The sequence below is a fragment of the Pseudoalteromonas sp. A25 genome, assembly GCF_009176705.1.
In the GTDB taxonomy this organism is placed as follows: domain Bacteria; phylum Pseudomonadota; class Gammaproteobacteria; order Enterobacterales; family Alteromonadaceae; genus Pseudoalteromonas.
In genome coordinates this window covers 178,542-202,852 of record NZ_AP021847.1, presented here as the reverse complement: position 1 = coordinate 202,852, position 24,311 = coordinate 178,542, and the positions used below count along the sequence as shown (strand labels likewise).

Sequence of the window (24,311 nt, the reverse complement as noted above, 5' to 3'; positions counted from 1 at the left end):
GGTTATGAAAAAAGCTTTATTATCAGTTTCAATGCTCTTTTTATCGGGCACAGCTGTCGCGGATGAATGTGGATATTGGGAAACATATTATGTAAAAAACTGCTCTGTTGAGCAAAGTTACCCTGTGACTGTTTGTCATTATTACACTGATTATCCAAACCAAGGTGCACCAAATAGTGTGAGTAACACGTTAGACGGCCATGTCTCGTGTCCATCTACTTACCTTTGGTGGGATTTAGACCGCACAGAACATACAACAAGAACTAGAACAGTACAAGATCCAAATAGATGTGTATGGGAAGCAAGACGACGTTGGGTATGGAATGAAAACCCACCCAGTTATTGTCGTTAATTGTGCTAGCTCATCTCAATTTCTTGTTTTGGCGTTGGTTAGCCAAAATACAAAGCTGATATGAGCTAGCCTTTAATGCAACGCTTGGGCTTTAGTAAGCAGCTTTACGAGGCCTTACTTCTGGAATATACTTACGAGCTTGAATTTTATAATATATTTCAGTCGCTTTTTCAGTTGCGCGCTCTATTTGTGACGGAGATAGCTGTTTTTCATCGAGCTGGCGACTTTCAGCGGCTTGTTGGCTGCCATTATATTCGGCAATCGTGTTCCATATAAAAGACTTCTCGATATTTTTGCTTACACCTAAACCCTGATAGTACATTAGCGCTAAATTGAATTGTGCTAGTGTGTAATTACTTGCAGCCGCTTTTTCGTACCAATCCATCGCGGTATGATAGTCTTTAATTACCCCATCACCATTGGTATACATTACACCTAAGTTAAACTGAGCAGCTGCCAAGTTTTTCTTTGCAGCACGGGTATATAACTCAACGGCTCTTTGCTTGTCTTGTTTAACCCCATTTCCTTGTTCATACATGACGGCTAATGAAAACATTGCGTCAGCAACACCAGTATTGACAGCATCTTGAAATAGCTGGGCGGCTTTTCTTAAATCTTTAGGCACACCGTAGCCACCTTCATACATTTTAGCTAACTCGTAGATCCCAGGACCATACCCCATGTCTGCTAGGTATCTAAACTCCTTCAATGCAACTTCAAAGTCACCTTTATTGGCAGCTTCGATACCTTCTTCTAAACCTGCGTTACTTGGTAATGCCCATGCCAACATACCGACACATAGGGCAACTTTTAGTTTTTTGTGCCACATGTTACGTCTCCTATTATTTGACAATGTTTGGTGCTAAGTGAAACCGCTTAAACCTCATGCTAGTGTTAAAGCGATAAATAAAGCTAATGTATTACATTGGACCATTATTAGTAAACTAAGTGCAAGAAAAGATTGCTATTGCTAAGAGTTATATTTTTTATGCGCTTTAATCGGCAGTGTTTGAAGTGGGTTGTCGACTTTAGCGTAGCTCAACCGAGTAAGGCCTGACGTTGTGTGATATCTATCAAGGCCACTAATGGCCACTGTTTGTAACTGCTCTAAGTCTAAGAACCCATCGTGGCAATACGCTGCGTCGTCTTCTAAATAAATATCAGTTATCTCACCAATAACGAGTTCGGTTTGATTCAGCTCGATTGTTTGAGTGCTTTTAAGTGTTACCGCAATTTTTAATTTGCTCTCTTTCACAAAAGGTGCCATGCATGGTTCATGGTATTGTGGCGTTAGCCCTACAGCCGAAAATTCTGAAATCGCTTTGTCATACCGCGCTGATGTTTGATGCGCTTTTTCAACAATTTCTGTATGTATATGGTTTATGGTGTAATGGCCAGTTTCTAAAATGTTTTCTAATGTGTGTCTCGGTACTGAGTGTGGCCGCATAATCATGCCAATCAGAGGTGGGTTGGCACCAAGGTGAAATACCGAGCTTACGATAGCCAAGTTCTCTTTACCTTGCTTGTCGGCTGTGCCAATGAGATTCGCGCTTTTAAACCCTGACAAAGAGTTAATCAAATGAACACGGGTTTGTTTGTCTAATGCGTCGATATGTTGTTTTGAAAAGTGCATGCGATACCTTTATGAATTGAACTCATTACCAATTAATTGTTTTTCCTTGCCAGTCGATGTAGTCAACTTGCCCATCTACCACTCTAGTTGTAATTAAATGACTAAGCTGCTGTGCAACAAATTGAGGCGTGAATAGCTTGCCTTCGGGTACATTTTTTTGAAATGGCTTAGATAAGCTGCTGTCGGTAGTACCCGGATGAAATAAAACACATTTGCAGTGTTTCGCTCGCCTAGCAAGCTCTATAGATACCGTTTTGACTGCCATGTTCAAAGCAGTTTTACTGGCTCTGTAGCTATACCAACCACCAAGTTGATTGTCGTCTATACTTGCCACCCGGGCACTTAATACGGTAATGACGCAACGGCTTTGGTTGGTCAAGCGTTGTCCTATGGCTTTTAGCCAAAGCATGGGAGTGATGGTATTCGTTTTAAAAAGCCAAATTAGATATTGCTCACTCATATCTTCTAGGCGTTTTTCTGGTACAAACTTGTCATTATGCAATTGCCCATTGAAAATGGTCACGCTTTGCGCGTTGGCTATGTGTGATTCTATTTGGGGTGCTAGGTTGTTGATGCTTTGCTCTGAGTTGTCGCATAAAAAATGCTCATGATGAGCATCTAGTTGCTCAAAAGGCCCGCGACTGATGGTTATCAATGTGTGGTGAGGGTACTTTATTCTTTGCTCATGCATAAACGCTTTGGCAATTTCACCGTTAGCGCCAATGATGATAATTGTTGTGTTACTCATTGATGTTACACCCAGAACGCGCACACTGGTTAGGCATTAATACTTTCGAAATTGCAATGCGATGCTTGGCAAAAAATAGATAACACCAATCTGCTGCCCAGCGGATGGGCACAATACGCAATACTTTAAGCCATCGGTGTTTGCCAACAGCTTTCCATGCTTGATAGGTGGCGTCTAAGCCGAACCACACTGTGCCTTCGCAGTCTTGCAGATGAAGTACTTTAAGTGCTTGGTTTCTATCGATATCAGGATATTGCTCGGGAAAGCGCTCATCATGCAAATCAACAAGCGTAATGCAGCCCTGTTGATCATAGGATTGCAAGCTTTTCATCTCTGCTACACACAACGGGCATTGGCTATCATAAAATATTTTCATGTCACGTCTAACTTTAACTTTGATACATTAGTTTACGGTTAACAGATAAAAAGAGATCGCTCGTAAATCGAATTAATCTCGGTATAGTGAGTAGTATAAAATCTAGACAAAGGATGCATCATGACTGAGCAATATCAAACGTTACGTACTAACGTCAGTATGTTAGGTGAACTGTTAGGAAAAACGATAAAACAGGCCCAAGGTCAAAAAGTGCTCGATAAAGTGGAGCAAATTCGTAAATTATCTAAGTCATCTCGTAATGGTAATGAGCAAGACCGCGCCTTACTTATTGATACACTCCATGGCTTGACCGATGAAGAGCTATTGCCGGTCGCTCGCGCTTTTAATCACTTCTTAAATTTGGCCAATGTAGCTGAGCAGTTTCATACGATATCAAAGCAAGGCGCGCCAGATGGAATGCTAAGTACTTTAAAAAGTACGTTAACACAGCTTAAAGCAAACGTAGACGATGGCTCGCTGAACTTGAACCAAGTTGCGCAGGTTATTGCAAACTTAAAGATGGACTTGGTACTTACAGCTCACCCTACCGAAGTTACTAGACGCACCATAATTAGTAAGCATGTTGAATTGAGTGAATGTTTAGAGGCGCTAGAGCTACATGTTTTAGATGATCACCACCAGGCCTACTTGCTTGACAGAATTGAGCAGCTGATTTGCCAAGCTTGGCATACCAACGATATACGGGGCAAGCGACCTACGCCATTAGACGAAGCAAAGTGGGGTTTCGCTGTTATTGAAAATAGCCTTTGGCATGCAGTCCCTGAGTTTATTCGTCAATTTCACAGCTACAGTGAGGAGATATTAGCTCTTAAGTTACCAGAGGACTTTTCACCCGTCGCTTTCACGTCATGGATGGGCGGAGATCGAGATGGTAACCCTTTTGTGACAGCACAAATCACTCAAACCGTACTTGACCATGGCCGTTGGATGGCGCTGGATCTGTATTATCGAGATTTAGATAAGCTGGGTGCTGAGCTGTCAATGCATTGCGCAAGTGACGAGCTTAAGGAGTATGTTTCAGAGCAAAGTGAACCGTATCGCTATTTACTAAAATTACTCAAAGCGCAAGTTAGCGAAACAATTTTTGCACTCGAACACAAAATCAAAAATGAACCAACCAAAAAGCAAGATAAAATTACGCAAGTTTCTCAACTTAAAGCGCCTTTAGAGCTGATATATCGATCTTTGTGCAATGTGAACATGCATGTTATTGCCAATGGATTATTACTAGATGTGATCAGACGCTTAAATTGTTTTGGTATTAATTTATGTAAACTCGATATTCGTCAAGATTCTGCGCGCCATACGGAGGTGTTTAGTGAGTTGACTGGGTATTTAGGGCTTGGAAAGTACGCTGATTGGTCGGAGCAAGATAAACAAGCGTTTTTATTGGCAGAGTTAAACTCTCGCAGGCCTTTGATACCAAAACATTGGCAGCCCAGCAGCAATGTGCAAGAAGTATTAGATACATTTGCAGTGATAGCCAATCAAGATGAACATGCATTGGGTATATATATCATTTCAATGGCGCAAAATGCGTCTGATGTATTGGCGGTTGAGTTATTACTGCAAGAAAGTGGTTGCAAATTTAAATTACCTGTTGCGCCTTTATTTGAAACTTTAGATGACTTAAATCGCAGTGCACAGGTAATGACAGAGCTGTTTGCTCAATCATGGTATCGACAGCATATAAATCGCAAACAGTTTGTGATGATTGGCTACTCAGACTCTGCAAAAGATGCGGGAATGATGGCCGCTGGTTGGGCCCAATATAGTGCCATGGAGAAACTAGTCGACATTTGTGAGCAACAAGATATCGAGCTTATTTTATTCCATGGTCGCGGCGGTACGATAGGTCGTGGTGGTGCGCCAGCAGCGCAAGCTTTACGTTCTCAGCCTCCTGGTTCATTAAAAAATGGTTTGCGAGTGACTGAGCAAGGTGAAATGATCCGCTTTAAATTTGGTTTACCAAAAGTAGCGATCCAGAGCTTAGCTATATACAGTGGTGCGATTATTGAGAGTAATCTATTGCCTCCGCCTCAACCAGAAGCTAGCTGGCAGGAGGTTATGGAGCTGATCAGCAGCGCTTCGTGCGAACATTATCGCAGTATTGTCAGAGAAAACCCGCAATTTGTTCCGTACTTTAGAATGGCAACGCCAGAAGTGGAGTTGGCCAAGTTGCCATTGGGCTCCAGACCCGCAAAGCGTAATCCGAATGGGGGAGTGGAGAGTCTACGTGCAATACCTTGGATTTTTGCGTGGAGTCAAAACAGACTCATGCTGCCTGCTTGGTTAGGTGCTTTACAAGGTTTAAGTGCCGCTGTTGAGACTTATTCAGAGCAAACATTAAAAGAAATGAGTGAGCGTTGGCCATTTTTTAGAACTCGGCTAGAGATGCTAGAGATGGTATTTTGCAAAGCGGATAGCTGGTTAAGCGAACACTATGAGAAAGGGTTAGTCGATGACGATTATAAACCTTTGGGCAAAAAGCTTAGAGATGAGTTGAGCCAAGCTCGTGACCTCGTTCAACGTCTTGCGCCTGACTCAACGTTGTTGTCTGCTCAACCTTGGATAAAAGAGTCTATTGCGCTGCGAAACCCTTACACCGATCCACTTAATGTGCTGCAAGTTGAGCTACTCAATCGAGCTCGCTCCGGACACAGTGATGACATTGATAACGCATTAATGATCACGATGACAGGTATTGCTGCAGGTATGCGAAATACTGGTTAGACGAGCAAACAAAAGCAGCTTTAATGTTCACTTTGGCTGTTTTGCTGATAGTAGAGTAAAAACCAATCCTTTAGGGTTGGTTTTTTGTTTTTAGTAGGTGTTTTTGATTAATTTTATTGACTTCGGTCTGCATTTAAATAAAATCGTTCGACTGGTTATACCAGTTGGTTGTTTTATGTTCGAGCTAGCGAAGCTAAGCTTTTTTGCAATTATAATTGAGGTCCAATGTCAACACTGTCTACTAGTATCACATATGATGATACGACATCGTTAATCTTAATGACGTTGCGCGGTTGCGTTAGCGCCGATGATGTTGTGAGTGTTTATCGAATCGCCAATGACTACGCTAAAGCTCATAACAGTTCAAAAATATTAATTGACTTGAGTGAGGTAGAGCACCGCTTTGCTGCGATTGATATTGTTGATTTTATGCCAAAGGTTGCACATTATTTGCGCGATTTCACTGTAGCAAGAGTAGTGGGTTTCGAGGGATACATGCACGACTTAATTTTACAAAAAGCAAAGCGTTACAACGTCAATGCAGAAAACTTCGAATGCTTTAAATCTGCAAAGCAATGGTTGTGTAATTTATAGATTCTGCTTAAACTGTGCTGCCATTAATCAATTATGTTCCCAATAATGGCAGTATTTAATCCGCAACAATTAAAACAATTACAACGCCAAGCAAAGCATACACGCGGTTATTTTTCAAAAGAACAACTAAGCGACCTACAACAGCAACTAGATTGCGATATGGATGCGTTGCTCAAAGCCTTACTTCCTGTAGCCGCAACATTTTCTGTGGCACCGATCTCGCATTTTAATGTTGGCGCAGTCGCCTACGATAAAATTAGTGGAAATGCATATCTAGGTGCCAATTTAGAGTTTTCTCATCAGGCCTTATGCCTCGTCGTTCATGCTGAGCAGTCAGCAATAAATAATGCATGGCTAAATGGTGCAAAAGAGGTCAGTGCGATGGCAATCACTGATGCACCGTGTGGTCATTGCCGTCAATTTATGAATGAACTATCCACAGCTAAACAGCTCAAGATCATGTTGCCAAGCTTAAACACACACTTGCATGAGTTATTGCCAAGTGCATTCGGCCCGCAAGAGCTTGGAAATTCTGCGCGCTTACTTGACAGCAGTGCGTTAGCAATCACTGATTTGTCGAGTGAGATCAGTGAGCAGTTAAAGTCTCACTTACAACGCGCCTACGCTCCTTATTCTAAAAACTTATCAGCAGTTGAAATATGCACTGCATCTCATGGTAATTTTTATGGTCGCTACGCCGAGAACGCAGCCTATAACCCTAGTTTATCACCAATGCAAAGTGCATTAAGTCAGCTCGCACTTGCAGGACTAACTGTAGAGCAGGCGGGTATATGTGAGGTTACTTTAGTGCAAAGCGATGGACTTGAGAATCAAACAGCAGTTGCTGAGGCTGTTTTAGCGAGTTATAACGCAGACATTAAGCCTAACTATATTACTGCAAAGCTTAACTAAATGCTGGTCATTGTGTTTTTAGGGCCTCTGTATACAGAGGCCTTTAACTTAAAAGTTATTTAAGAAGTAATTCAGCAGCTTTGATCACGACCGCAACAGAGTCATGTTCGACTTTTGCGTGGTCAACTGTTGGGATCTCCTGACGAGTTCTGTTAACAAGTACGCCCGCCACACAAGCCGCTTTTAGGCCTAAAGCCGCGCACATCGTAAATAGTGTCGCTGACTCCATTTCATAGTTCATGACATTTAACTTTTGCCACTCTTCGCAACTACCTTGAAATGCTTTGTTTACATAGCCTGAGTAGGTATCGTAACGTTCTTGGCCTGGGTAAAATGTATCACTAGAAGCAGTTATACCGATATGGTGCGGGATATCTAACTGTTCACACGCATTCACCATTGCTTGTGTACAGTGAAAGTCTGAAACAGCAGGGTAACTTAAAGGAGCAAAATGCTGACTTGCACCGTCTAACCTGACGGAAGCTGTGCTAACTAAAACGTCGCCCTCATTTATATGGGGTTGTATTGCGCCTGTTGTACCAATGCGTAAGAAAGTACGAATACCTAATTGAGCCAACTCTTCTACAGCTATGGAAGTAGATGGACCACCAATACCCGTTGAGCAAATTACAACAGAGTGGTTGTTAAGTGTGGCTCTGTAGACATGAAATTCACGAGTTTGGGCTAAACAGATAGGGTCGTTTAGCTTGTGCGCAATGCGTTTTGCACGCTCAGGATCGCCCGGTACAATTGCCAGAGTTGCGCCGTTTAGTGCCTGTTTATCTAGCCCTAAATGAAATACCTTATCCATAGTAAACCTTATTTTTATCTAAAGCGTAATGTTTATTATTACTGGACTCAAAGTACAGGACGGATGTCCTATTTTTGTCTCAGTTCTGCGCTTACTTGCATCTTTAAGTTTGATCTTCTAAACCTTAAGTGTAGCAATATAAGAGGACTTATTATGCCAGCATCTCCACCAATTGATAAAAATACAGAATTTGCGCGTTGCTTTGAAAGTAACAAAATAGGAACATTTGCCGCTTTTCATTGGCTTGCTCTTGCATTTAAAGACATGACTCGAGCGCCAATCTTGAGTTTGGTTTATGGTTTAGTTTTTACTATTATCCCGGCCACAATAATGTGGCTCGTGTATCAATCAGGCACTCATTTAGTGATTTTACCAGCAGCGGTTGCTTTTGCATTGATTGGTCCAGCCTTTGCTGCGGGCCTTTATGATGTTGCATGGGAATTAGAAAAAGGCCACACACCAACGTTTAGACACAGTCTCAAATCAATGTTTAGAAATCCCGCTGGTGAATGGGGCTTTGCTATTTTACTGATGGTCATCATGATAATTTGGATGCGCTTGGCTGCGCTGATCCATGCACTGTACCCCAATGTAACTGATCCTACATTTGAGCAGTTATCGGCATTTTTAACCTTAGGTACGCTGGTGGGTGGCGTGCTGATGGCGGCTGTATTTGCAATTTCAGCCTTTACCCCACAAATAATGATGGAGCGTAGAGTCGATATTATGACGGCGGTGATTAGTTCAATGCACGCTGTTAAAACGAATGTAAGCGCTATGGTTGTGTGGTGTGCGTTAATAGTGCTGCTTGTGCTGCTAGGGTTTTTAACAGGCACGGCTGGCTTTATTATTATCATGCCATTGTTGAGCTATGCGAGTTGGCATGGCTATATCGCTATTATAAAAACTAAAAAGCCAAGAGGTTACGAATAAACCGTAACTATTCATGAGTTATGAATATAAAACCACGGTGTTGCAGGCGACCCACTGCCACCGTGGTTGACATTAACAACCACGATGTTATACCTCCGTTAAGTTTGGATTTATTACTGCGCGATAGATACTTTATGAACTAATTACTATTCATAACGTATTGTTTATTATTAAAATTTATTTTTTGTTCATAAATTCATTAACCCTTTACATTCAAGCTAGTGTGCGTTGATTTATATGGGAATGACGCAGAGTAAAAAAATAGTAAAGCGCATTAATATGCAAAAGTTATTATCTTTGGAGGCTTCACATGGCGAGTACAAAACAACAATTTATACAAAAACTTGAGCACTGTTTGTGTCCCCCTGGAGACGGTGTTTTTACTGTCAACACAGCCAAAGAAAGAAAAGACGCATTGAGGACTAAGCTGTACGGTCAAACTGAAGGGGTTGATGCTCTGTGGAAAGCCTCGTTGGAAAACTTAGAGCAAAGTGAGTACAAGGCGGCAATACTTGGGATCAGTTCTGACTGTGGTGGCGGTATTTTAAGAGGTGCCAATTGGGGACCACTCTTTTTGCGCTCAACCTTGATAGAGCAACAGCCACAAGTAAGCGCGTTTGACCTAGGTGATGTTCGCGTTATCCCTCATTTATTACATGATAAATACTTAAATGAAGCGACCATAAGTAACTGTCAAAAAGCACTTTACCACAATGAAAACAGTGAGTATTACGTATCACCATTATCAATCACTGAAGATGTTTGTGATGGCTTTTATCAACAACACCCAGATAAAGGTATATTCGGAATTGGTGGCGACCATTCAATTAGTTACCCTTTAACCAAGTCGTATTTAAAAGCCAAGCGTGATAGTGGCAAACGTACTGCTATAATCCATTTTGATGCCCATACTGATTTGTTGGTGGAGCGCTTGGGTATTGACTTATGTTTTGGCTCTTGGTGCACACATATTCTAGAGTTTTTACCTGCTCCTCACCATCTGATCCAGTTTGGTATTCGCTCGAGTGGCAAGGATAAAGCACATTGGGAGTCAACATTTGGGGTGAAACAGCATTGGGCTCATGAAATTCGTGAGCAGGGTGCACAAACAATTGCGCAGCAGGTGATAGCACAATTAAAATCCGACAACGTTGATGAACTATATGTAAGCTTTGATATTGATGCATTAGATGAAGAGTTTGCCTCTGCAACAGGCACGCCAGAGGGGAACGGTATGACACCTGATGAGGCATTGACGATACTCAATGCGCTTAGAGCAGAGTTTCCAATCACAGGGGCTGACATGATGGAAATTGCTCCGTTTACAGACAGTTCGTTAGTGGGTCAAACAAGTTCAGAGACCACTCTGCGAGAAGGTGCAAAAATATCGGCATTTTTAATAGATGCGATTAATAACTCATAACTTTCTATCTCAGTAATCAGTAATACAAAAACGACGGCTTCACTTAAGCAGTCGTTTTTGTATCATTTCTGTTCTAATTGTGCCAAATGCGCTATATTTTCTTTTAGTTCACATGGTTACAGGTAGTTACTGAATGCGTTTATGGTTATTGGTTTTGAGTTTTGTTTGTTTTGCATCCAATGCAAACACGCTCAACGTCATGACGGAGGATTTCCCAGATTTTCAATACACTAATCATGAAGGTGTGTTAGTTGGATCAGCTGCAGAGAAAATCAAAGCCGTTTTGAATAAAGCGGAAGTGGACTATACATTCAGTGTCAATCAATGGTCGGTATCTTACAATGCGGCCCAACGAAACCCCAATAGTTGTATTTTTTCAATTGCGCGCTCTGACTCCAGAGAAAAGCTTTTTGATTGGCTATTTCCAATCAGCGGTTTCACCACCTCTTTTTATGGCTTGCGTTCTAAAAAATACAACATCGAAAAGTTAGATGACGCTTTGCAATATAAAACAGCCGTTATAAGGCAAAACTTCAGTCATTTGTATTTAAAAGAGCGGGGCTTTGAAGAGGATAGGCACCTAATTATGATCTCAAGTTTTGATAATGTTTTTGAGCTGCTTGCAACAAGAAAGGGCTTTGTGGATCTGGTTATTTTGAGTGATGTGCAGTTTGAGCATAAGAGAACAACAGAACGTAAGACCTCTCTATTAGAAAAAAAATATACACTGAAAAACTTTGGTGCACAGCTTTATTTTGCTTGTAATAAAGCGCTAGCACCGAGAACTAAAGAAAAAATCGTCGAAGCGTATAAAGCGCTCTATCAGAAGTAGAAGCTCAGTTAAATATTTACTTTTTTATTGATGGCCAAACAAAGCCATGGAATGTATCAAGATAAAGCTGTTCAACTTTTTCTCTTGCCCAAGGCGTTTTTCGTAAAAATTTTAAACTAGATTTTACGCTAGGATCATGAGTAAAACATCGAATGTTGATAGCTTCACCCATTGCCTGCCAGCCAAGCTCTTGCTCAAGTTTAATAATAATGTCTTCTAGCTTTACACCATGTAATGGATTATTTGGCTGCTGTTGCGTCATGAGACCACTCTAACTATAAAAGCGCTTAGTTTACCCTGATTGTCTTTGTTGGGTCCAGCCTAATGGGTTGGCCTTCTTTGTTTGCTTTTAGCCATACCAACTGACTTTGTGGTTGATTGCTGTATTTATGACTACAAATAAATAGTAAGTCAAACTGTTTGATTAAAGCACCCTCGCTGTACTGTTCGCCTTGATACCAACATACGCGCTGTGGTGTCTCCAGCAATGTGACTTTTTCATGATTCGAATCAACGGCAAACGAATAAGTTGCTGTTATTAATAAAACACTTAAAGTGATATAAACAGGTGATTTCATGGCAGAACTCCCAGAGTTGGCTAATCTATAAATAAAGCAGTTATGCGCTTTGCAAGAGTAACTATAACAAGATAAAAACAAAAGAAGGGGATCGCAATGGCGTTTGATCAAAATATGATGGCAGAGCTTACATTGTTAGCTAAATTTCCACGAACCAGTATGCATCAAGGTATAAAAATACATAGTGATGCAGAGCAAAGTTTAATTGACGCAGCGCAGAGGCTGTATGATAAAGGAATTATTGATAGCCCAGATGGTGGTTATCTTACCGATCTGGGCTTAGACTTGATCTCGCATTTAGACCAAGTGCATTGTGCATTGCAGTGAGACTATTGTGCGTCAGGTTGATTCTCTGGCGCAGCATCGCTGAATGCAGATAACTGATTACAGCGCTCATAAATAGCAGCGATTTTAGGAAAAGGAGCCATATCTACTTTAAAACGCAATGCGTTGAACACTTGCGGCACTAGGCATACATCAGCAAGGGTTGGTGTATCACCAAAACAAAACTTGCTATCACCTAGCATTGGTTCAAGCTTTTTAAATCCTTCGATCACCCAATGACGGTACCACGTACTTTTTTGCTCATCATCAACGTTTAACTCTTGGCTTAAATATTTAAGCACACGTAAATTATCGATAGGGTGAATATCACAGGCTATGGCATAGCAAAAATTACGAACTTGAGCTTTCTGCCAAGGATCATTAGGTAAAAGTGGCGTGTCAGTGTGTGTTTCTTCTAGCCACTCTAAAATAGCTAGTGACTGAGCCAGAACACCTTGCTCTGTTTCAAGGGCAGGTAATAGCCCCTGCGGGTTTTTACTGGTGTATGCCTCGCTTTGCTGTTCAGATTTTAATAGATTTACCGCAACCAGTTCATGGTCAATATTTTTTAGATTCAAAGCGATGCGAACACGGTATGCTGCTGATGAGCGAAAGTAGGTATAGAGTTTCATAGTTTGTTCCTTAATCACGACAAAAGGCACTCAAAAGAGTGCCTTAGCATTTTGGTAAGCGTTATGTTACGCGCCTTTATAGTATTTTTTAATGCCTTTCCAACAATCTAAGTAATTTTGCTGACGCTCTTTGCCTTCAAGCGCATACTTAGTTGGTGAAATGACATAGCGTGACTCAAACATAAACGCCAAAGTATTTTCATAACGTTGTGGCTCAAGCTCCGCATTTGATGCCTTTTCAAACACATCTGCTTCAGGGCCGTGTGGAGACATGCAGTTATGTAAGCTCATGCCACCTGGTACAAAGCCGTGCTCTTTAGCGTCGTATACACCTTCAATTAACCCCATGAATTCACTCATGATATTACGGTGATAGTAAGGAGGACGGAATGTGTCTTCTGCCACCATCCAACGCGGTGGGAAAATAACAAAGTCAACGTTCGCTACACCCGCTGTGCCAGAAGGCGACGTTAGTACAGTAAAGATTGACGGATCTGGGTGATCAAAGCTTACCGTATTCATCACGTTAAAGCGCGCTAAATCATATTTGTATGGTGCACTGTTACCCGTCCATGCAACAACGTCTAGCGGAGAGTGACCGATATCACAGCGGAATAAGTTACCGTTAAACTTCGCAACGAGTTCGAAGTCGCCTTCTTTATCTTCAAATGCAGCAACAGGGTATTGGAAATCACGCTCGTTAGTATAGCCGTTAGCTCCAACTGGGCCACGCTCAGGAAGAATAAGCGGGTGACCATAGTTTTCACAGATATAACCACGAACTTGCTCACTGAGCAATTCAACAGAGAACTTGATACCGCGAGGAATAACGGCGATTTCACCTGGACGTAGCGCTAATTTACCGCACTCGGTGTGTAGCACTAGCTCACCTTGCTGAGGTACAAATAAGAACTCACCGTCTGCATTGTAGAAGTAACGGCCTTCCATTGAAGCGTTCGCTACATACACGTGAATCCCGATACCTGCTTGGCCATTGGCACTGCCGTTTGCAGCCATAGTGACTAAGCCATCAATAAAATCTGTTTTTTCTGCTGGAACCTCTATCGGGTTCCAACGCAGCATAGTTGGGGGTGTTGGTACTTCAGTAATAGGTGCTGTGCGCAACAGGCCATTGTCCATAGCTTGATAATCGCCTTGTACTACTGATGGACGAATACGGTAAAACCAGTTTCTGCGGTTATCTGCACGGGGCGCTGTAAACGCGGTTGTATTATATTGTTCTGCGTACAGGTCGTATTTTACTTTTTGTGGTGAAAACTGACCAATTGGTAATGCGCCAGGTAACGCTTCGGTTTCAAACTCATTACCAAAGCCTGTTAGGTATTGAAAATCGTTGCTCATAATTTGTCGCTCCTTAGTAGATGCAAACAAGATACTCTCATGTGAGAGTATTATCAAGTGTCTTTCACAATTTAGTTTGTATATAATTTTTTACAGATGTATTAAAGGAGCAGAAGCCTTGAATAAGGTGTCACTAAAAATAGAAGAGTTTTTACCGTATCGACTGGTGAAGTTGGCAAATAAAGTAAGTACTGCTTTTTCGAGCGTGTATTTTGAGGAAGCAGAATTAACCGTACCTCAGTGGCGTGCCATTGCTCATCTTGCACAACAAGAAACGTGTTCGGCAAAACGTTTGTGTGATTTAGCTCAAATCGATAAATCCACAATGTCACGCGCTGTAAAGCAACTTACAGACAAACAGTTGATTGAACTATGTGCAGATCCTAACGACAAACGCGCAAAGCTACTGAGCTTAACGAAAGACGGGGAGGCGCTTTACGCACAATTGTCTCCAAAGGCACTTAAGTGGGAGCAAGAACTCCTAGTGGAATTGTCTAATGAAGAGCGAGTACTGCTGAAAAGCGTGATGGACAAAATAGAACTTCAAGTAGATAAACTATAGAAAAAGGCCAACATGATGTTGGCCTTTTAAATTTATGTGCTAATTAAATCGAGATTAGAAAGTGTAACGAATACCGATTTTAGCTCTCCACGCTGATGCTTCAGTGATTTCAGTATAGTTACGTACATCTGCACCATTATAGCGAGGATCAATAACTAGCTTACCATTTTCTAGGCCGCCGAAGTCATAGATAGCTTGATCAGAGAAGCGTAGTTTCTTCTCAATACCCCAGTCACTATTAAGTAGATTTGCGAAGTTCTCAACCATTACGTAGAACTCGCCTTTGTGGCCTTCAGAGAAACCTGGAAGCTCTTGCTTAAAGCTCACATCCATGGTTGTAACCCAAGGTTGAGTACCAGTATTACGGCCAAGTAATTGACCGCGCTCTGAAATACCCGCACGGTTTAGTAATGTTTCAAGCTCCGCCCAAGACAGTTTTGACTTTGCCCAGTCTACATTTACATCATCTGCACCAGTCGGGATGTAAGCTAAATAAGCTGAACCTCTGTTGAAGTCACGCGTATCACCTAAGTCACCATCATTAAATAAGCCCATTGTGTAACTAAATGGGCGACCTGAACGACGCTCAAAGAATACGTTGAACTTAGTAGCATAACCATCGAAGAACTCAGTTTTATAGCTCATACTTACTTTAAAGTTGTGTTCAACTTCATAGTGACCACGGCCAACTAAGTCAACATTGCGGCTATGTACCGTTGCATACTGGTAGTTACTTTGTGCACGTGATGAGCTACCTGGGTTTACATCTTCAACGTCTTGATGAGTATAGCTAGCAGATACGTAAAGACCGTTATCGAACTCTTTAGCTAGTGACGTACTGAAGATAACAGAACGACCGTCTTCTTTAGAGTTAGTCATCATGATATCGAAGTTGTCTTTTAAATCACCTTCGTAGATACTCTCATAAATTGTACGGCCAGTAGCGCTTGTGCCAACAGGTCGCATAGCAGTGTTACGCCATACCGCTTCATTCTCTTTCTTGTGATACGCAAGCTCAGCAGTCCATTTAAAACCGTCACCTAATAGCGCTGAGTCGAATTCATATTCAAAACCAACTTGAGCACGAACACTTGAAGGTAGTTCAAAATTAGGGTCTGTATAGTTTGTGCTACCAGCACCTTGAACTAGAGACTGTTTAATTTCATCTGGAACACGTGTGATATCTACTTCTTCCACACCTGCAAAGTAATCGTTAATCGCGTTTTGTGAAGCAGTTACGTAAGTAATACCATCGTTTTGGAATGGTGCGTTATACCATACATTTGGAATACCACCTTGGAAACGACCAATACCACCATTGATTGTTAGAGACTCGGTTGCATAATATTTGAAACCTACACGAGGCAAGATAATATCTAGACCGTCAAGGTTTTCTTGGTTGCTATAGCCGTAAGCGTTTAAGAAGTTTTGGTTAAGCTTCGCTTCGTCACTTGAAGAAAGACGCTCATAACGAAGACCTGCTGTAACTTCTAAATCATCTGTTGGGTAAAACTTGTCTTCAACATATAACGCAAATTGGTTGCGAGTTGAGTCATAGGCCATGTCGTTGGCATTACTAGTATAAGCATTACCATAAGTGAATTGATAATTGTCACGGTTGATGTGAAGCTTCTTGTTAGCAAAGTCTTCCAAGCTAGCAAATGTCCAGGAACCGCGTGAGTTCTCAGCAAATAAGTTATATAAACGCAAGTCTTTGTACTGAACACCAAAACCAATTTCGTGGTCACCCAGTAGGTAAGTTGCGTCAAATGTCAGTTCTAGCGTTTCAGTTTCACCAACATTGTTGTGGCGGAATTCCGTTGCACCGAACTGGAAACCTGGTCCACGACCATCTTTAAGGTGAACTTCGATTGAGCCCAGATCAGAGTTAGTTACGCTGCTATTGCTTACATCTTTATATGCTAATCCAAACTCAGTTGTAAAATCATCAGACCAATCTGAGTAAATTTTAGTTGCAAAGTTATTGAACTTAGTCGTTAAAGTGAACAAGCTAGAGTTCATTTGAACAGTTGCAACTTCGTCTTGATAATCTCTTGTTTCTTCTTCGTTCTGCCACTGATATGTGAAGTCAGCACGGTGCGCATCATTAATATTCCAGCTTAGTTTAACAAGAATACTGTCACTTTTGTCTTCTGGGTCGCCACTCAAAGAGTCTTGAAGACCATATACATTGTTAAGTGTATTAATGAACGTGTTGTAGTCGGCTTGGCTCGCTACAAACTCTTTCTCGGCACCGGAACCTGCAAAACCGTAACCCAACTCTTTTTCTTTTTCCCACGCGTTATAGTTTACAAAGTAGAATAGTTCATCTTTGATGATAGCGCCGCCAGTACTGAAGCCTAAACGCTTTTCTGTTACTTCAGTTTCAACTGACTTGGTCGAAAAAGTTCTGTGACCATCTGAATCTAAAACGGCATCACGACCGTCAAAGTTTTGAGTGATGTCGTCAATCTTACCACCAAGGCTTGGAGAGCTGTGCTCGTAAAAGCCAGTGAATGTGTATTCGTTTGAACCAGATTTAGTTACCGCATTGATAGTACCACCACCGAAGTTACCTTTTTTAGCAGAAAAAGGTGATGCATCTACAGATATTTGTTCAATTGCATCAAGTGCCACAGGTGGCTGTAGAGTAGGGTAGCCTTGCTTCGATAGACCAAAGTCATCATTTTGACCAATGCCATCAACCGTTAAGCTGTTACTGCGTGGGTTGTTACCTGCAATGGTCAATTCACCGTCACCGTTAATGCTCGCTAGTGGGTTAATACGCGCAACGTCTTTAATATCGTTGTTGAAGCTTGGCGCATTTTCAATTGTTTCAGCGCCAAATACGCTGTTTGAGCCGCCAGCTTGCTGTACGATTTTGTAACCTGTTACTTCGATTTTTTCTACTTGTTGTAAAGGCTCAAGTTGGTTAACTATGCGGTGCGTATCACCAAGCTCTAGGAAAATATCATTAAGCTGTGCATCTGAATACTTGTCAGAATCAAGCACTACGCGGTAAGGACCGCCAACACGAAGGCCTTTTGCGATGAACGCGCCAGATTCGTTGGTCATAAATGTGCTGATTGTGCCTGTTGGCTCGTGAATAACTGTAACTTTAACGTTAGCAGCAGCGTCTCCTGTTGGAGTGGTGATTTTACCACGCATTGCAGATGATGTGTCAGCTGCAAATGCACTTGCTGATACGCCAAGAGCTAATGCTAAAGCGCCGGCCACTTTAGTTAAGCGAACGTTTCTCATTGTGTTGTTTCCCGTGTGTTTAGGTTGTTTCAATTTCAAATAATCAAGCTAAATGGGCGCATCCGTGTTCAAGCCACATCTAGTTAAAGTAGAACTATCCATTCGATAGTATTTGTAAATCACATCAAAACACGGCTAGCTCCAAAGGGCGCTAACCGTGTTTTTTTAAGATTTAAAATTCAATCGATAGGAATTACAGCTTAGAAGTTATATTTAACACCAAAGCGGATTTCGTATAACGATGGTTTGATTTCAAAGTCAGTACCCGATGGGTTATTGAACTTTTCAAATACATATTGCCCGTTATCATTGATTGACGCTGTAACAGCATTTTGCATTGAGTTACCTTTGTTAAGCGTGCCCCAATCGTCATTTAGTAGGTTGCCAACGTTTTTAATTACGAAGAACGCTGAACCTTTGTGACCTTCAGCAAAACCGCCAAACTCTTGCTCAACTTTTAAATCAAACGTTACCCACCACTCGCCATCTTGCGAATTACGACCTTGGATATGACCACGTTTTAAGCCTTCGCGCTCAACCCATGCATCAAATGCTGTTTTATCAAAGTCATCACCATATACGACGTTTGCTGCGTCAACGTCTGGCACATAAAGTAGGTCGCGGTTGTCATCTGCATAACCAAACATGCTAGAGCGCTGACCCTCGAACGTGTACGAGTAAGGGTTAGTGACACTTGCTTGACCGAATAGGCTGAACTTAGTATCTAAACCGTCGAACAACTCTGTGTTGTAAGATAGGTTCATTGTTACACGATGTGGTACTTCATAATCAGAGCGTGAACGACCTGGGTTTTGCGGATCGTATGTTGCAATTCTGTGGAAGTTTGAGAATGCAACTGAGCTGTCCATTGGGTGCACGTCTTTTGTCACTGAATAAGCGTAAGAAAGGGCAAGGTCAACACCGTTGTCAAAAGACTTATTCATGCCAAATGACAATACATGGCTATAACCATCATCGCCTTGTACGTTAGTTAGCATTAAGTCAGATTCACGTGAGTGAATTGAGTCGTTGTAAATAGGGCGTCTATCAGGCGCAGTTTCATTTGTCTGTAATGCAAGGTTTCTGATAACTGCAGAGTCTTGCTTATCAGTGTAAAGATAATCTGCTGTAAATACGTAATCTGATTCAGTTACATAAGTAGCCCCAAGTGAAAACTTCCACTCTGAAGGAATCTCAAAGTTTGGATCTGTTACGTTTGTGCTGTCATCTACGCTGCCTGTACTGATGCTATCGTAAAGCGACTGTGGAATTGCGTAACCAGGTTTACCACCATCAACAAATGCAACGGCATCAGGTCCAAGTAGTTGAACATTACGCTCACTATCTTGGATGTTACGAACACCGTCGTTTGAGTAGCTGTTAGAGATCCATACATTCGGGTTACCACCTGAATACAGGCCAATACCACCGCGTAATTCTAACTGGTCGTTAAGCACCCAGTTGATACCTAAACGAGGTTGCAGTAAATCAACGCCATCTAAGTTTTGCTGGTTTGAGAAACCAAAGCGTTCTTTAAAGTTAGGGTTGAACGCTGGAACGTCATCACTGGTATACCAATCGTAACGAAGACCCGCAGTAACGGTAATGTCGTAGTCAATCAGGTCAAATTTGTCTTGGAAATATAACGTATTCAGCGCGTACTTAAATTCGCCAGCAGCGTCTTGTGGGTTGTGAGATGACGCATTACCGTAGTATACACGTGCCACACCATTGCGATAATCTTCAATGCTGCCAAAGCGGTGTTCACCTTCGTTGTGCTGTACGAACATGTTAAATACGTCTAACTCTTCACGCTCATAACCAAAGTAAAGTTCGTGGTCATCTAAATAATAGGTACCTGCGAATTTAAGAGATAAGTTGTCATATTTTAACTTGTTTGCCTGGCGAGAGTCATCTGGACCTAAGTAAACGTTTACATCGTTAACACGAACTTGGAATTCACCAAAACCTGACGCACGGTCTAACGAAATTTGACGATTATCTAGTTCTGAGTAGCCAACACGTACTTCAGTTGTAAATACGTCGCTCCAGTCAGAATAGATCGATGTTACGAATGATGTAAATTCAGCACCACGCTCATAGAAGTGATTTGAAAGAGATAAACGGTCAGAGCCAGAGTCAGACTGAGATAAAGAGAAACCATCGTTGTAGTTATATACGAAGCTTGCACGGTGGTCGTTGTTAATGTTCCAGTCAAGCTTAACAAGTAGCTTTTCATCTTCAACTGGCATACTCGGTATCATAGAGCCTGCATCATAACCATATACATCTTTGGTGATAGTAATGATTTCATTTATCTGAGCTTGGCTAATTTTACCATTTGCAAATGGCGTATATTCGAAGATTTCTGAGCCTTCAAGCTTTTCATAGCTGGTAAACAAGAATAGGGTGTCTTCAACTAATGGCATACCGAAGTTGAAACCGTAGCGTTTCTCTGTGTAGTTGCCTATGTTTTGTTTCTGGCCATCAATTTCGTCACCAGAAAGTGAATCATTAGTATAATCAAAGAATACGCCGCCAGTTAATTCGTTTGTACCAGACTTTGTTACCGCATTAATGTTACATGAAGTAAAGCCACCATACTGAACATCAAATGGCGCTAACTCAACAGCTACTTGAGCAATTGAGTCAAAAGAGAAGGGCATACGCTCTGTTGGGTAACCATTGCTATTTAGGCCAAAGTTATCGTTCATACGCATACCATCAACAGTCAAGCTGTTGAAGCGCGGATTACCGCCAGCACACTGGATAGCGCCAGAGTTACTTTCGTCTACATAAATACGTGGATCAGTACGGACGATATCTTTAATGTCGCGGTTGATAGCTGGTTTACTTTGAAGATCTGCTAAAGAAAAGTGCGTAGCAGGGCCTGTACCGCCTGTTTGAGCAGTAACAGGGCGACCAGTAACAACGATTTGCTCCATCGTCTGTTGAGACTTGAGCTGTACAGAGACAGGGAAAGTTTTACCCAAAGAGAGGTAAATATCTTCAAGCATCGTATCTTCAAATTTATCTGAGTCTACGATAATTTGGTAAGGGCCGCCTACACGAAGGCCTTTTGCTGAGAAAACACCGCTTTCGTTAACAACAGCCGTTTTTACAGAACCTGAAGGGGTATGAATAATAGTAACTTTCGTGCCAGCAGCTGGGTTACCCATAGGGCCAACCACTTGACCTTTTAGACTCGACGCTGTGTCATTAGCAAATGCAGCGCCACTAGCCGCGAGGCTTGCAGCAATCGCTAGAGAGAGCGAAGTTTTGCGCAAAAGAGTTTTCATTATATTGTTTCCCGTATTGTAGAACTTACTAGTTATTTAGTGTCGCAGTGTTAGAAGTCTTCAGCGCTTCTTTAAGTGGCTGCGCGTTTTTATCAAAAATTTGGTTTAACAGGCCAGCTAGTCGAATTCCCCCTTGTTGTAAGCGAGTCTTAACTGTTGGCATATATTTGTAAATGTACCCGTAACTTATGTCAGTTTCATTTAAGTTATAAATATTTTCTGCTATGTGGTGCGACTCTAGCAGCCAGTCAGCGGGTTCACTGTTCAAATAGTCTTCAATGATAGCGCTATTTGACGTTTTTATGAAATTTGTAAACTCAGTGTAAGATAGGCGCTCATTTTCTATTAAACGAGTGTCCCAAGTGCTGTGCAGGTTAGTTTTGTCCCCAAAAAAGGTTACGCTAATTTTATTGCCACCGTGATCATCTGCACGCCCTGCATGAAACGGCTGATGACTATCACCAACAAGGTGTACTAAAAAGCGCAAAGCGAAACGTTTTTCGTTAAGAGATGACTTATCAGACTTCAGCACATTAATACCGTAGTACATGCCGTCTAAAACATTTTTAACTTGTTCTTTGGATGATACATCGTGATGCACATGTTTATGCATATTCTCAGCGTCAGTAACATTTATGTAGTGCCATTTTGAGGATTTTTTTCGCCAAAACGTACTATTGTCAGAACGCATTTCGTCTGCCCAGGTCGACACTTCTGCTAAAGAGTCACCTTCGAGTAATGGTAGTAATGCGTTTTGAGTTGTAGGGGTAAGGTGTAGAGACGCCAATTCTCCAACTATTCGATGACCGTTTTGACCCCAAGCTAGCGCTTGTGATGATGTTAAAAGTGCCGCAGCGAGCGCCAGCGAAGAAATTTTAGTTGTTAACATGTATCTATACTCTGAACAGAACGCGATATAGAACCGCTATTTCAATAAGGTCAATTGTCCGTGTTTTTCAAGAAAACAAAAGGAGTCAAGCCTATTCATAATTTCTTGTTAATAAAGTAATTAAAACAATGCGTTATAAGGCATAGGTAAAATTACCTATTGTAATAAGTAAGGGAACTTGTTGTAATGACGTTGTCTGCTAATCAAGAAGTATTAAGTTTTGAACAAAACATCTATTTTGAACAATAAATGTACGTTTTTTGTAGTGCTATTGCTCTTATTGCTCGCTAACTGGTTTGTACCTTATTTACTCGTTAACAGCGAATTAAATAAGCTGTCACCTGTAAGCTCCTATTCGTACACATGCAAAATAGCAAGTTCATCTAGTCTGGCGGTATTTCGCGTTCATGTACCTGTACAGAGCTTAGCCGAAAAGGTTCATCACTCATTATGCCAAGACAGCGTATTAGCGAAGCAGTATGGCTCTGTAGAAACATATTGGGGAGGAAGCCTTGCAGAGCAGATTGAATTTTTAGCTAAAGGAATAGCGGATATCATACTCAGTAAAGATAATGTGATGGAAGCGATGATGGCTGAGTCTACACAAAACTATATGCCATTAATTGGCTACCCAAGCTATACCGCTTTTTTTATATCTGCCCGTGAGAAGCCACGATTAGAAAAGGCTTATTTTCTTGATAAAACAATTGGATTGGTAGATTACCCAACTAGTCGTTCAGCGCATATTTTGCCAAAGCAAGTTTTTAAGCAACTAGATATCGATTTGTCAGCATTGAATATTGTGTATGCAGGCTCTCACAGTGCGCTTAGAGAGCTACTTTCTAAAGGGGAGGTTGATATAATCGCTTCTTATTGGCAAGAACAAGATCAGCAAAAGTTTTCTGAAAACTATATAACGCCAATCGCCGACAATGTAAGTGGTAGTAAGTGGTATATAAAGATGGCAGACGAAAATACCGATTTAGCATGCGCATTACAAAGCTCAATTAGTGCTGTTGTTAATAATGTTCAGTCAAGCTACTTTGACAAGTTGCAGCATTATTGGCAATGCAATATTGCACCTTACGGTTTTGTAGAGGGTTATGATAATGAAGGTTAAACACCACAAGGTCACTAGCTTTGTATTACTGGTTGTAACGTTTACTTTATTATTTAGCTTTTCACAAAGCTATGTCATCGAACGAGATGCAAAAAGTGATTTAAGCAAGTTAGCGACTAGGATTGCTTTAGATCTAGAAATGTTACCAATTGCCGAGCCGCTGTTTAATTATAGCGGTGACCAGCAAAAAGTATCGCTTTACATTCAAGAAATAAATAGGGTGCTTAGCGCCCATAACTCACGTATTGTTCTTGATGATATACGAAGCGTAGAGCCATCGCCTAAGCCCGATCATAACCATGTTTATATCCTTGAGTCTGCTCACAAAAAGGTTGTCATTAAGTACCTTGTTAATAAGCAGCACCTTTGGATAAGTTATATTGCACCGCTTATATTTGCATATTTGGTGTGGTTGCTATACCTAAGATCACATCTAAAGGCACGGCAAAATTTAGTTAAGTCGGTAACCAATATCGAGTCTGAGCGAGCAAAGTTAGTTCTTGATTTAAATACAAAATGTATTTACCTAAGCTCAGACCCACAGCAGCATGTTCAGTTAGCAAATAAGCCGTTATGTTTTTATATCGCACTAGTAGAGTTTTGTGACAGCAATGCAGATACTATACTTAATCCAAATAAAGACGTGCCTGAAGCATTGGTATCAATTGCAAATCGTTATTTTGAACGACTCACAGTGCTTGGTCATACGGTTAGAAAAAAGCCAAATTTTTCAAATAGCTTAGAGAAGACTTTAAGTGAGATCCGCGCTGCACTAGATGACGTGTTTAATGAGCACCCAGAGCTAAAATCAAAATATTACCCGCCAAAAGCGTACGGGGAGGGGTCTCGTTCCAAACTACACAGTTATGGATTATCGAATATTAGTTTTTCAGACGTTGATGTTAAAGGGAAGTAA

The 24,311-nt window shown here is 41.4% G+C and carries 23 protein-coding genes; 11 read left to right on the top strand and 12 right to left on the bottom strand.

All coding sequences use genetic code 11. The features are described from left to right. Nucleotides 1-4: 4 nt before the first annotated feature. Nucleotides 5-352, top strand: coding sequence for a hypothetical protein (locus GDK41_RS17575; protein ID WP_152087783.1), 348 nt, complete (start codon nt 5-7; stop codon nt 350-352). Nucleotides 353-443: 91 nt separating this feature from the next. Here GDK41_RS17575 and GDK41_RS17570 read toward each other — a convergent pair whose 3' ends face one another. The 4 genes from GDK41_RS17570 to GDK41_RS17555 all read right to left on the bottom strand — a co-directional run bounded on the left by GDK41_RS17570 (nt 444) and on the right by GDK41_RS17555 (nt 3,109). Continuing rightward, nucleotides 444-1,181 carry a tetratricopeptide repeat protein gene (locus GDK41_RS17570; protein ID WP_152087782.1) on the bottom strand — a complete coding sequence of 246 codons (738 nt, stop codon included), beginning with the start codon at nt 1,179-1,181 and terminating at the stop codon, nt 444-446. Between the two features lie 141 nt (nt 1,182-1,322). Then, nucleotides 1,323-1,985 carry a flavin reductase family protein gene (locus tag GDK41_RS17565; protein ID WP_152087781.1) on the bottom strand — a complete coding sequence of 221 codons (663 nt, stop codon included), beginning with the start codon at nt 1,983-1,985 and terminating at the stop codon, nt 1,323-1,325. Nucleotides 1,986-2,010: 25 nt separating this feature from the next. Further along, nucleotides 2,011-2,733 carry a short-chain dehydrogenase gene (locus GDK41_RS17560; protein ID WP_152087780.1) on the bottom strand — a complete coding sequence of 241 codons (723 nt, stop codon included), beginning with the start codon at nt 2,731-2,733 and terminating at the stop codon, nt 2,011-2,013. Continuing rightward, a complete protein-coding gene (locus GDK41_RS17555) occupies nt 2,726-3,109 on the bottom strand; it encodes a thiol-disulfide oxidoreductase DCC family protein (protein WP_152087779.1) in 384 nt (127 codons plus the stop codon). The genes GDK41_RS17560 and GDK41_RS17555 overlap by 8 nt, the downstream gene beginning before the upstream one ends. A gap of 120 nt (nt 3,110-3,229) precedes the next feature. Between GDK41_RS17555 and ppc the strand changes: the two genes are divergently transcribed. The 3 genes from ppc (at nt 3,230) to cdd (ending at nt 7,369) form a co-directional block, all read left to right on the top strand. Further along, nucleotides 3,230-5,863, top strand: coding sequence for a phosphoenolpyruvate carboxylase (ppc, locus tag GDK41_RS17550; RefSeq protein ID WP_152087778.1), 2,634 nt, complete (start codon nt 3,230-3,232; stop codon nt 5,861-5,863). A gap of 225 nt (nt 5,864-6,088) precedes the next feature. Then, a complete protein-coding gene (locus GDK41_RS17545) occupies nt 6,089-6,457 on the top strand; it encodes a hypothetical protein (RefSeq protein WP_152087777.1) in 369 nt (122 codons plus the stop codon). Between the two features lie 45 nt (nt 6,458-6,502). Further along, complete coding sequence (gene cdd, locus GDK41_RS17540) at nt 6,503-7,369, top strand: cytidine deaminase (RefSeq protein WP_152087776.1); 867 nt, start codon at nt 6,503-6,505, stop codon at nt 7,367-7,369. A gap of 55 nt (nt 7,370-7,424) precedes the next feature. Here the strand turns inward: cdd and udp are convergent, their stop codons facing one another. After that, nucleotides 7,425-8,180, bottom strand: a complete 756-nt coding sequence (udp, locus tag GDK41_RS17535; RefSeq protein WP_152087775.1) for a uridine phosphorylase — start codon at nt 8,178-8,180, stop codon at nt 7,425-7,427. Nucleotides 8,181-8,333: 153 nt separating this feature from the next. Here udp and GDK41_RS17530 point away from each other — a divergent pair, with 153 nt between their 5' ends. The 3 genes from GDK41_RS17530 to GDK41_RS17520 all read left to right on the top strand — a co-directional run bounded on the left by GDK41_RS17530 (nt 8,334) and on the right by GDK41_RS17520 (nt 11,368). Beyond that, nucleotides 8,334-9,113 carry a DUF2189 domain-containing protein gene (locus GDK41_RS17530; protein ID WP_152087774.1) on the top strand — a complete coding sequence of 260 codons (780 nt, stop codon included), beginning with the start codon at nt 8,334-8,336 and terminating at the stop codon, nt 9,111-9,113. A gap of 310 nt (nt 9,114-9,423) precedes the next feature. Continuing rightward, complete coding sequence (locus GDK41_RS17525; RefSeq protein ID WP_152087773.1) at nt 9,424-10,536, top strand: arginase family protein; 1,113 nt, start codon at nt 9,424-9,426, stop codon at nt 10,534-10,536. Between the two features lie 133 nt (nt 10,537-10,669). After that, nucleotides 10,670-11,368, top strand: coding sequence for a substrate-binding periplasmic protein (locus tag GDK41_RS17520; protein WP_152087772.1), 699 nt, complete (start codon nt 10,670-10,672; stop codon nt 11,366-11,368). A gap of 16 nt (nt 11,369-11,384) precedes the next feature. Here the strand turns inward: GDK41_RS17520 and GDK41_RS17515 are convergent, their stop codons facing one another. Continuing rightward, entirely contained in the window at nt 11,385-11,630 is a 246-nt protein-coding gene (locus GDK41_RS17515; RefSeq protein WP_152087771.1) for a VF530 family DNA-binding protein, read from the bottom strand. A gap of 25 nt (nt 11,631-11,655) precedes the next feature. Then, the gene (locus GDK41_RS17510) at nt 11,656-11,946 is read right to left on the bottom strand and encodes a DUF1496 domain-containing protein (protein ID WP_152087770.1); all 291 of its coding nucleotides are present in this window, start codon (nt 11,944-11,946) and stop codon (nt 11,656-11,658) included. A 96-nt stretch (nt 11,947-12,042) separates the two neighbouring features. Between GDK41_RS17510 and GDK41_RS17505 the strand changes: the two genes are divergently transcribed. Beyond that, nucleotides 12,043-12,273 (top strand): TIGR02647 family protein, encoded by a 231-nt coding sequence (locus GDK41_RS17505; protein WP_152087769.1) that lies wholly within the window; start codon nt 12,043-12,045, stop codon nt 12,271-12,273. A gap of 2 nt (nt 12,274-12,275) precedes the next feature. On the opposite strand, the gene maiA is transcribed toward GDK41_RS17505, so the two are convergent. Next, nucleotides 12,276-12,902, bottom strand: a complete 627-nt coding sequence (maiA, locus tag GDK41_RS17500) for a maleylacetoacetate isomerase (protein ID WP_152087768.1) — start codon at nt 12,900-12,902, stop codon at nt 12,276-12,278. 66 nt (nt 12,903-12,968) lie between these two features. Then, a complete protein-coding gene (hmgA, locus tag GDK41_RS17495) occupies nt 12,969-14,264 on the bottom strand; it encodes a homogentisate 1,2-dioxygenase (RefSeq protein WP_152087767.1) in 1,296 nt (431 codons plus the stop codon). Between the two features lie 127 nt (nt 14,265-14,391). On the opposite strand from hmgA, the gene GDK41_RS17490 reads away from it, so the two are divergent. Then, nucleotides 14,392-14,826, top strand: coding sequence for a MarR family winged helix-turn-helix transcriptional regulator (locus GDK41_RS17490; RefSeq protein ID WP_152088272.1), 435 nt, complete (start codon nt 14,392-14,394; stop codon nt 14,824-14,826). A 54-nt stretch (nt 14,827-14,880) separates the two neighbouring features. Here the strand turns inward: GDK41_RS17490 and GDK41_RS17485 are convergent, their stop codons facing one another. The 3 genes from GDK41_RS17485 to GDK41_RS17475 form a co-directional block, all read right to left on the bottom strand. Then, a complete protein-coding gene (locus tag GDK41_RS17485) occupies nt 14,881-18,087 on the bottom strand; it encodes a TonB-dependent receptor (protein ID WP_152087766.1) in 3,207 nt (1,068 codons plus the stop codon). Between the two features lie 200 nt (nt 18,088-18,287). Next, nucleotides 18,288-21,386: a TonB-dependent receptor gene (locus GDK41_RS17480; RefSeq protein WP_152087765.1), complete on the bottom strand. Its 3,099-nt coding sequence runs from the start codon at nt 21,384-21,386 to the stop codon at nt 18,288-18,290. A gap of 28 nt (nt 21,387-21,414) precedes the next feature. Continuing rightward, entirely contained in the window at nt 21,415-22,275 is an 861-nt protein-coding gene (locus tag GDK41_RS17475; protein WP_152087764.1) for a S1/P1 nuclease, read from the bottom strand. A gap of 220 nt (nt 22,276-22,495) precedes the next feature. On the opposite strand from GDK41_RS17475, the gene GDK41_RS17470 reads away from it, so the two are divergent. Both GDK41_RS17470 and GDK41_RS17465 read left to right on the top strand, forming a co-directional pair. Then, a complete protein-coding gene (locus GDK41_RS17470; RefSeq protein ID WP_232056601.1) occupies nt 22,496-23,395 on the top strand; it encodes a PhnD/SsuA/transferrin family substrate-binding protein in 900 nt (299 codons plus the stop codon). Next, entirely contained in the window at nt 23,385-24,311 is a 927-nt protein-coding gene (locus GDK41_RS17465; protein ID WP_152087763.1) for a hypothetical protein, read from the top strand. The genes GDK41_RS17470 and GDK41_RS17465 overlap by 11 nt, the downstream gene beginning before the upstream one ends.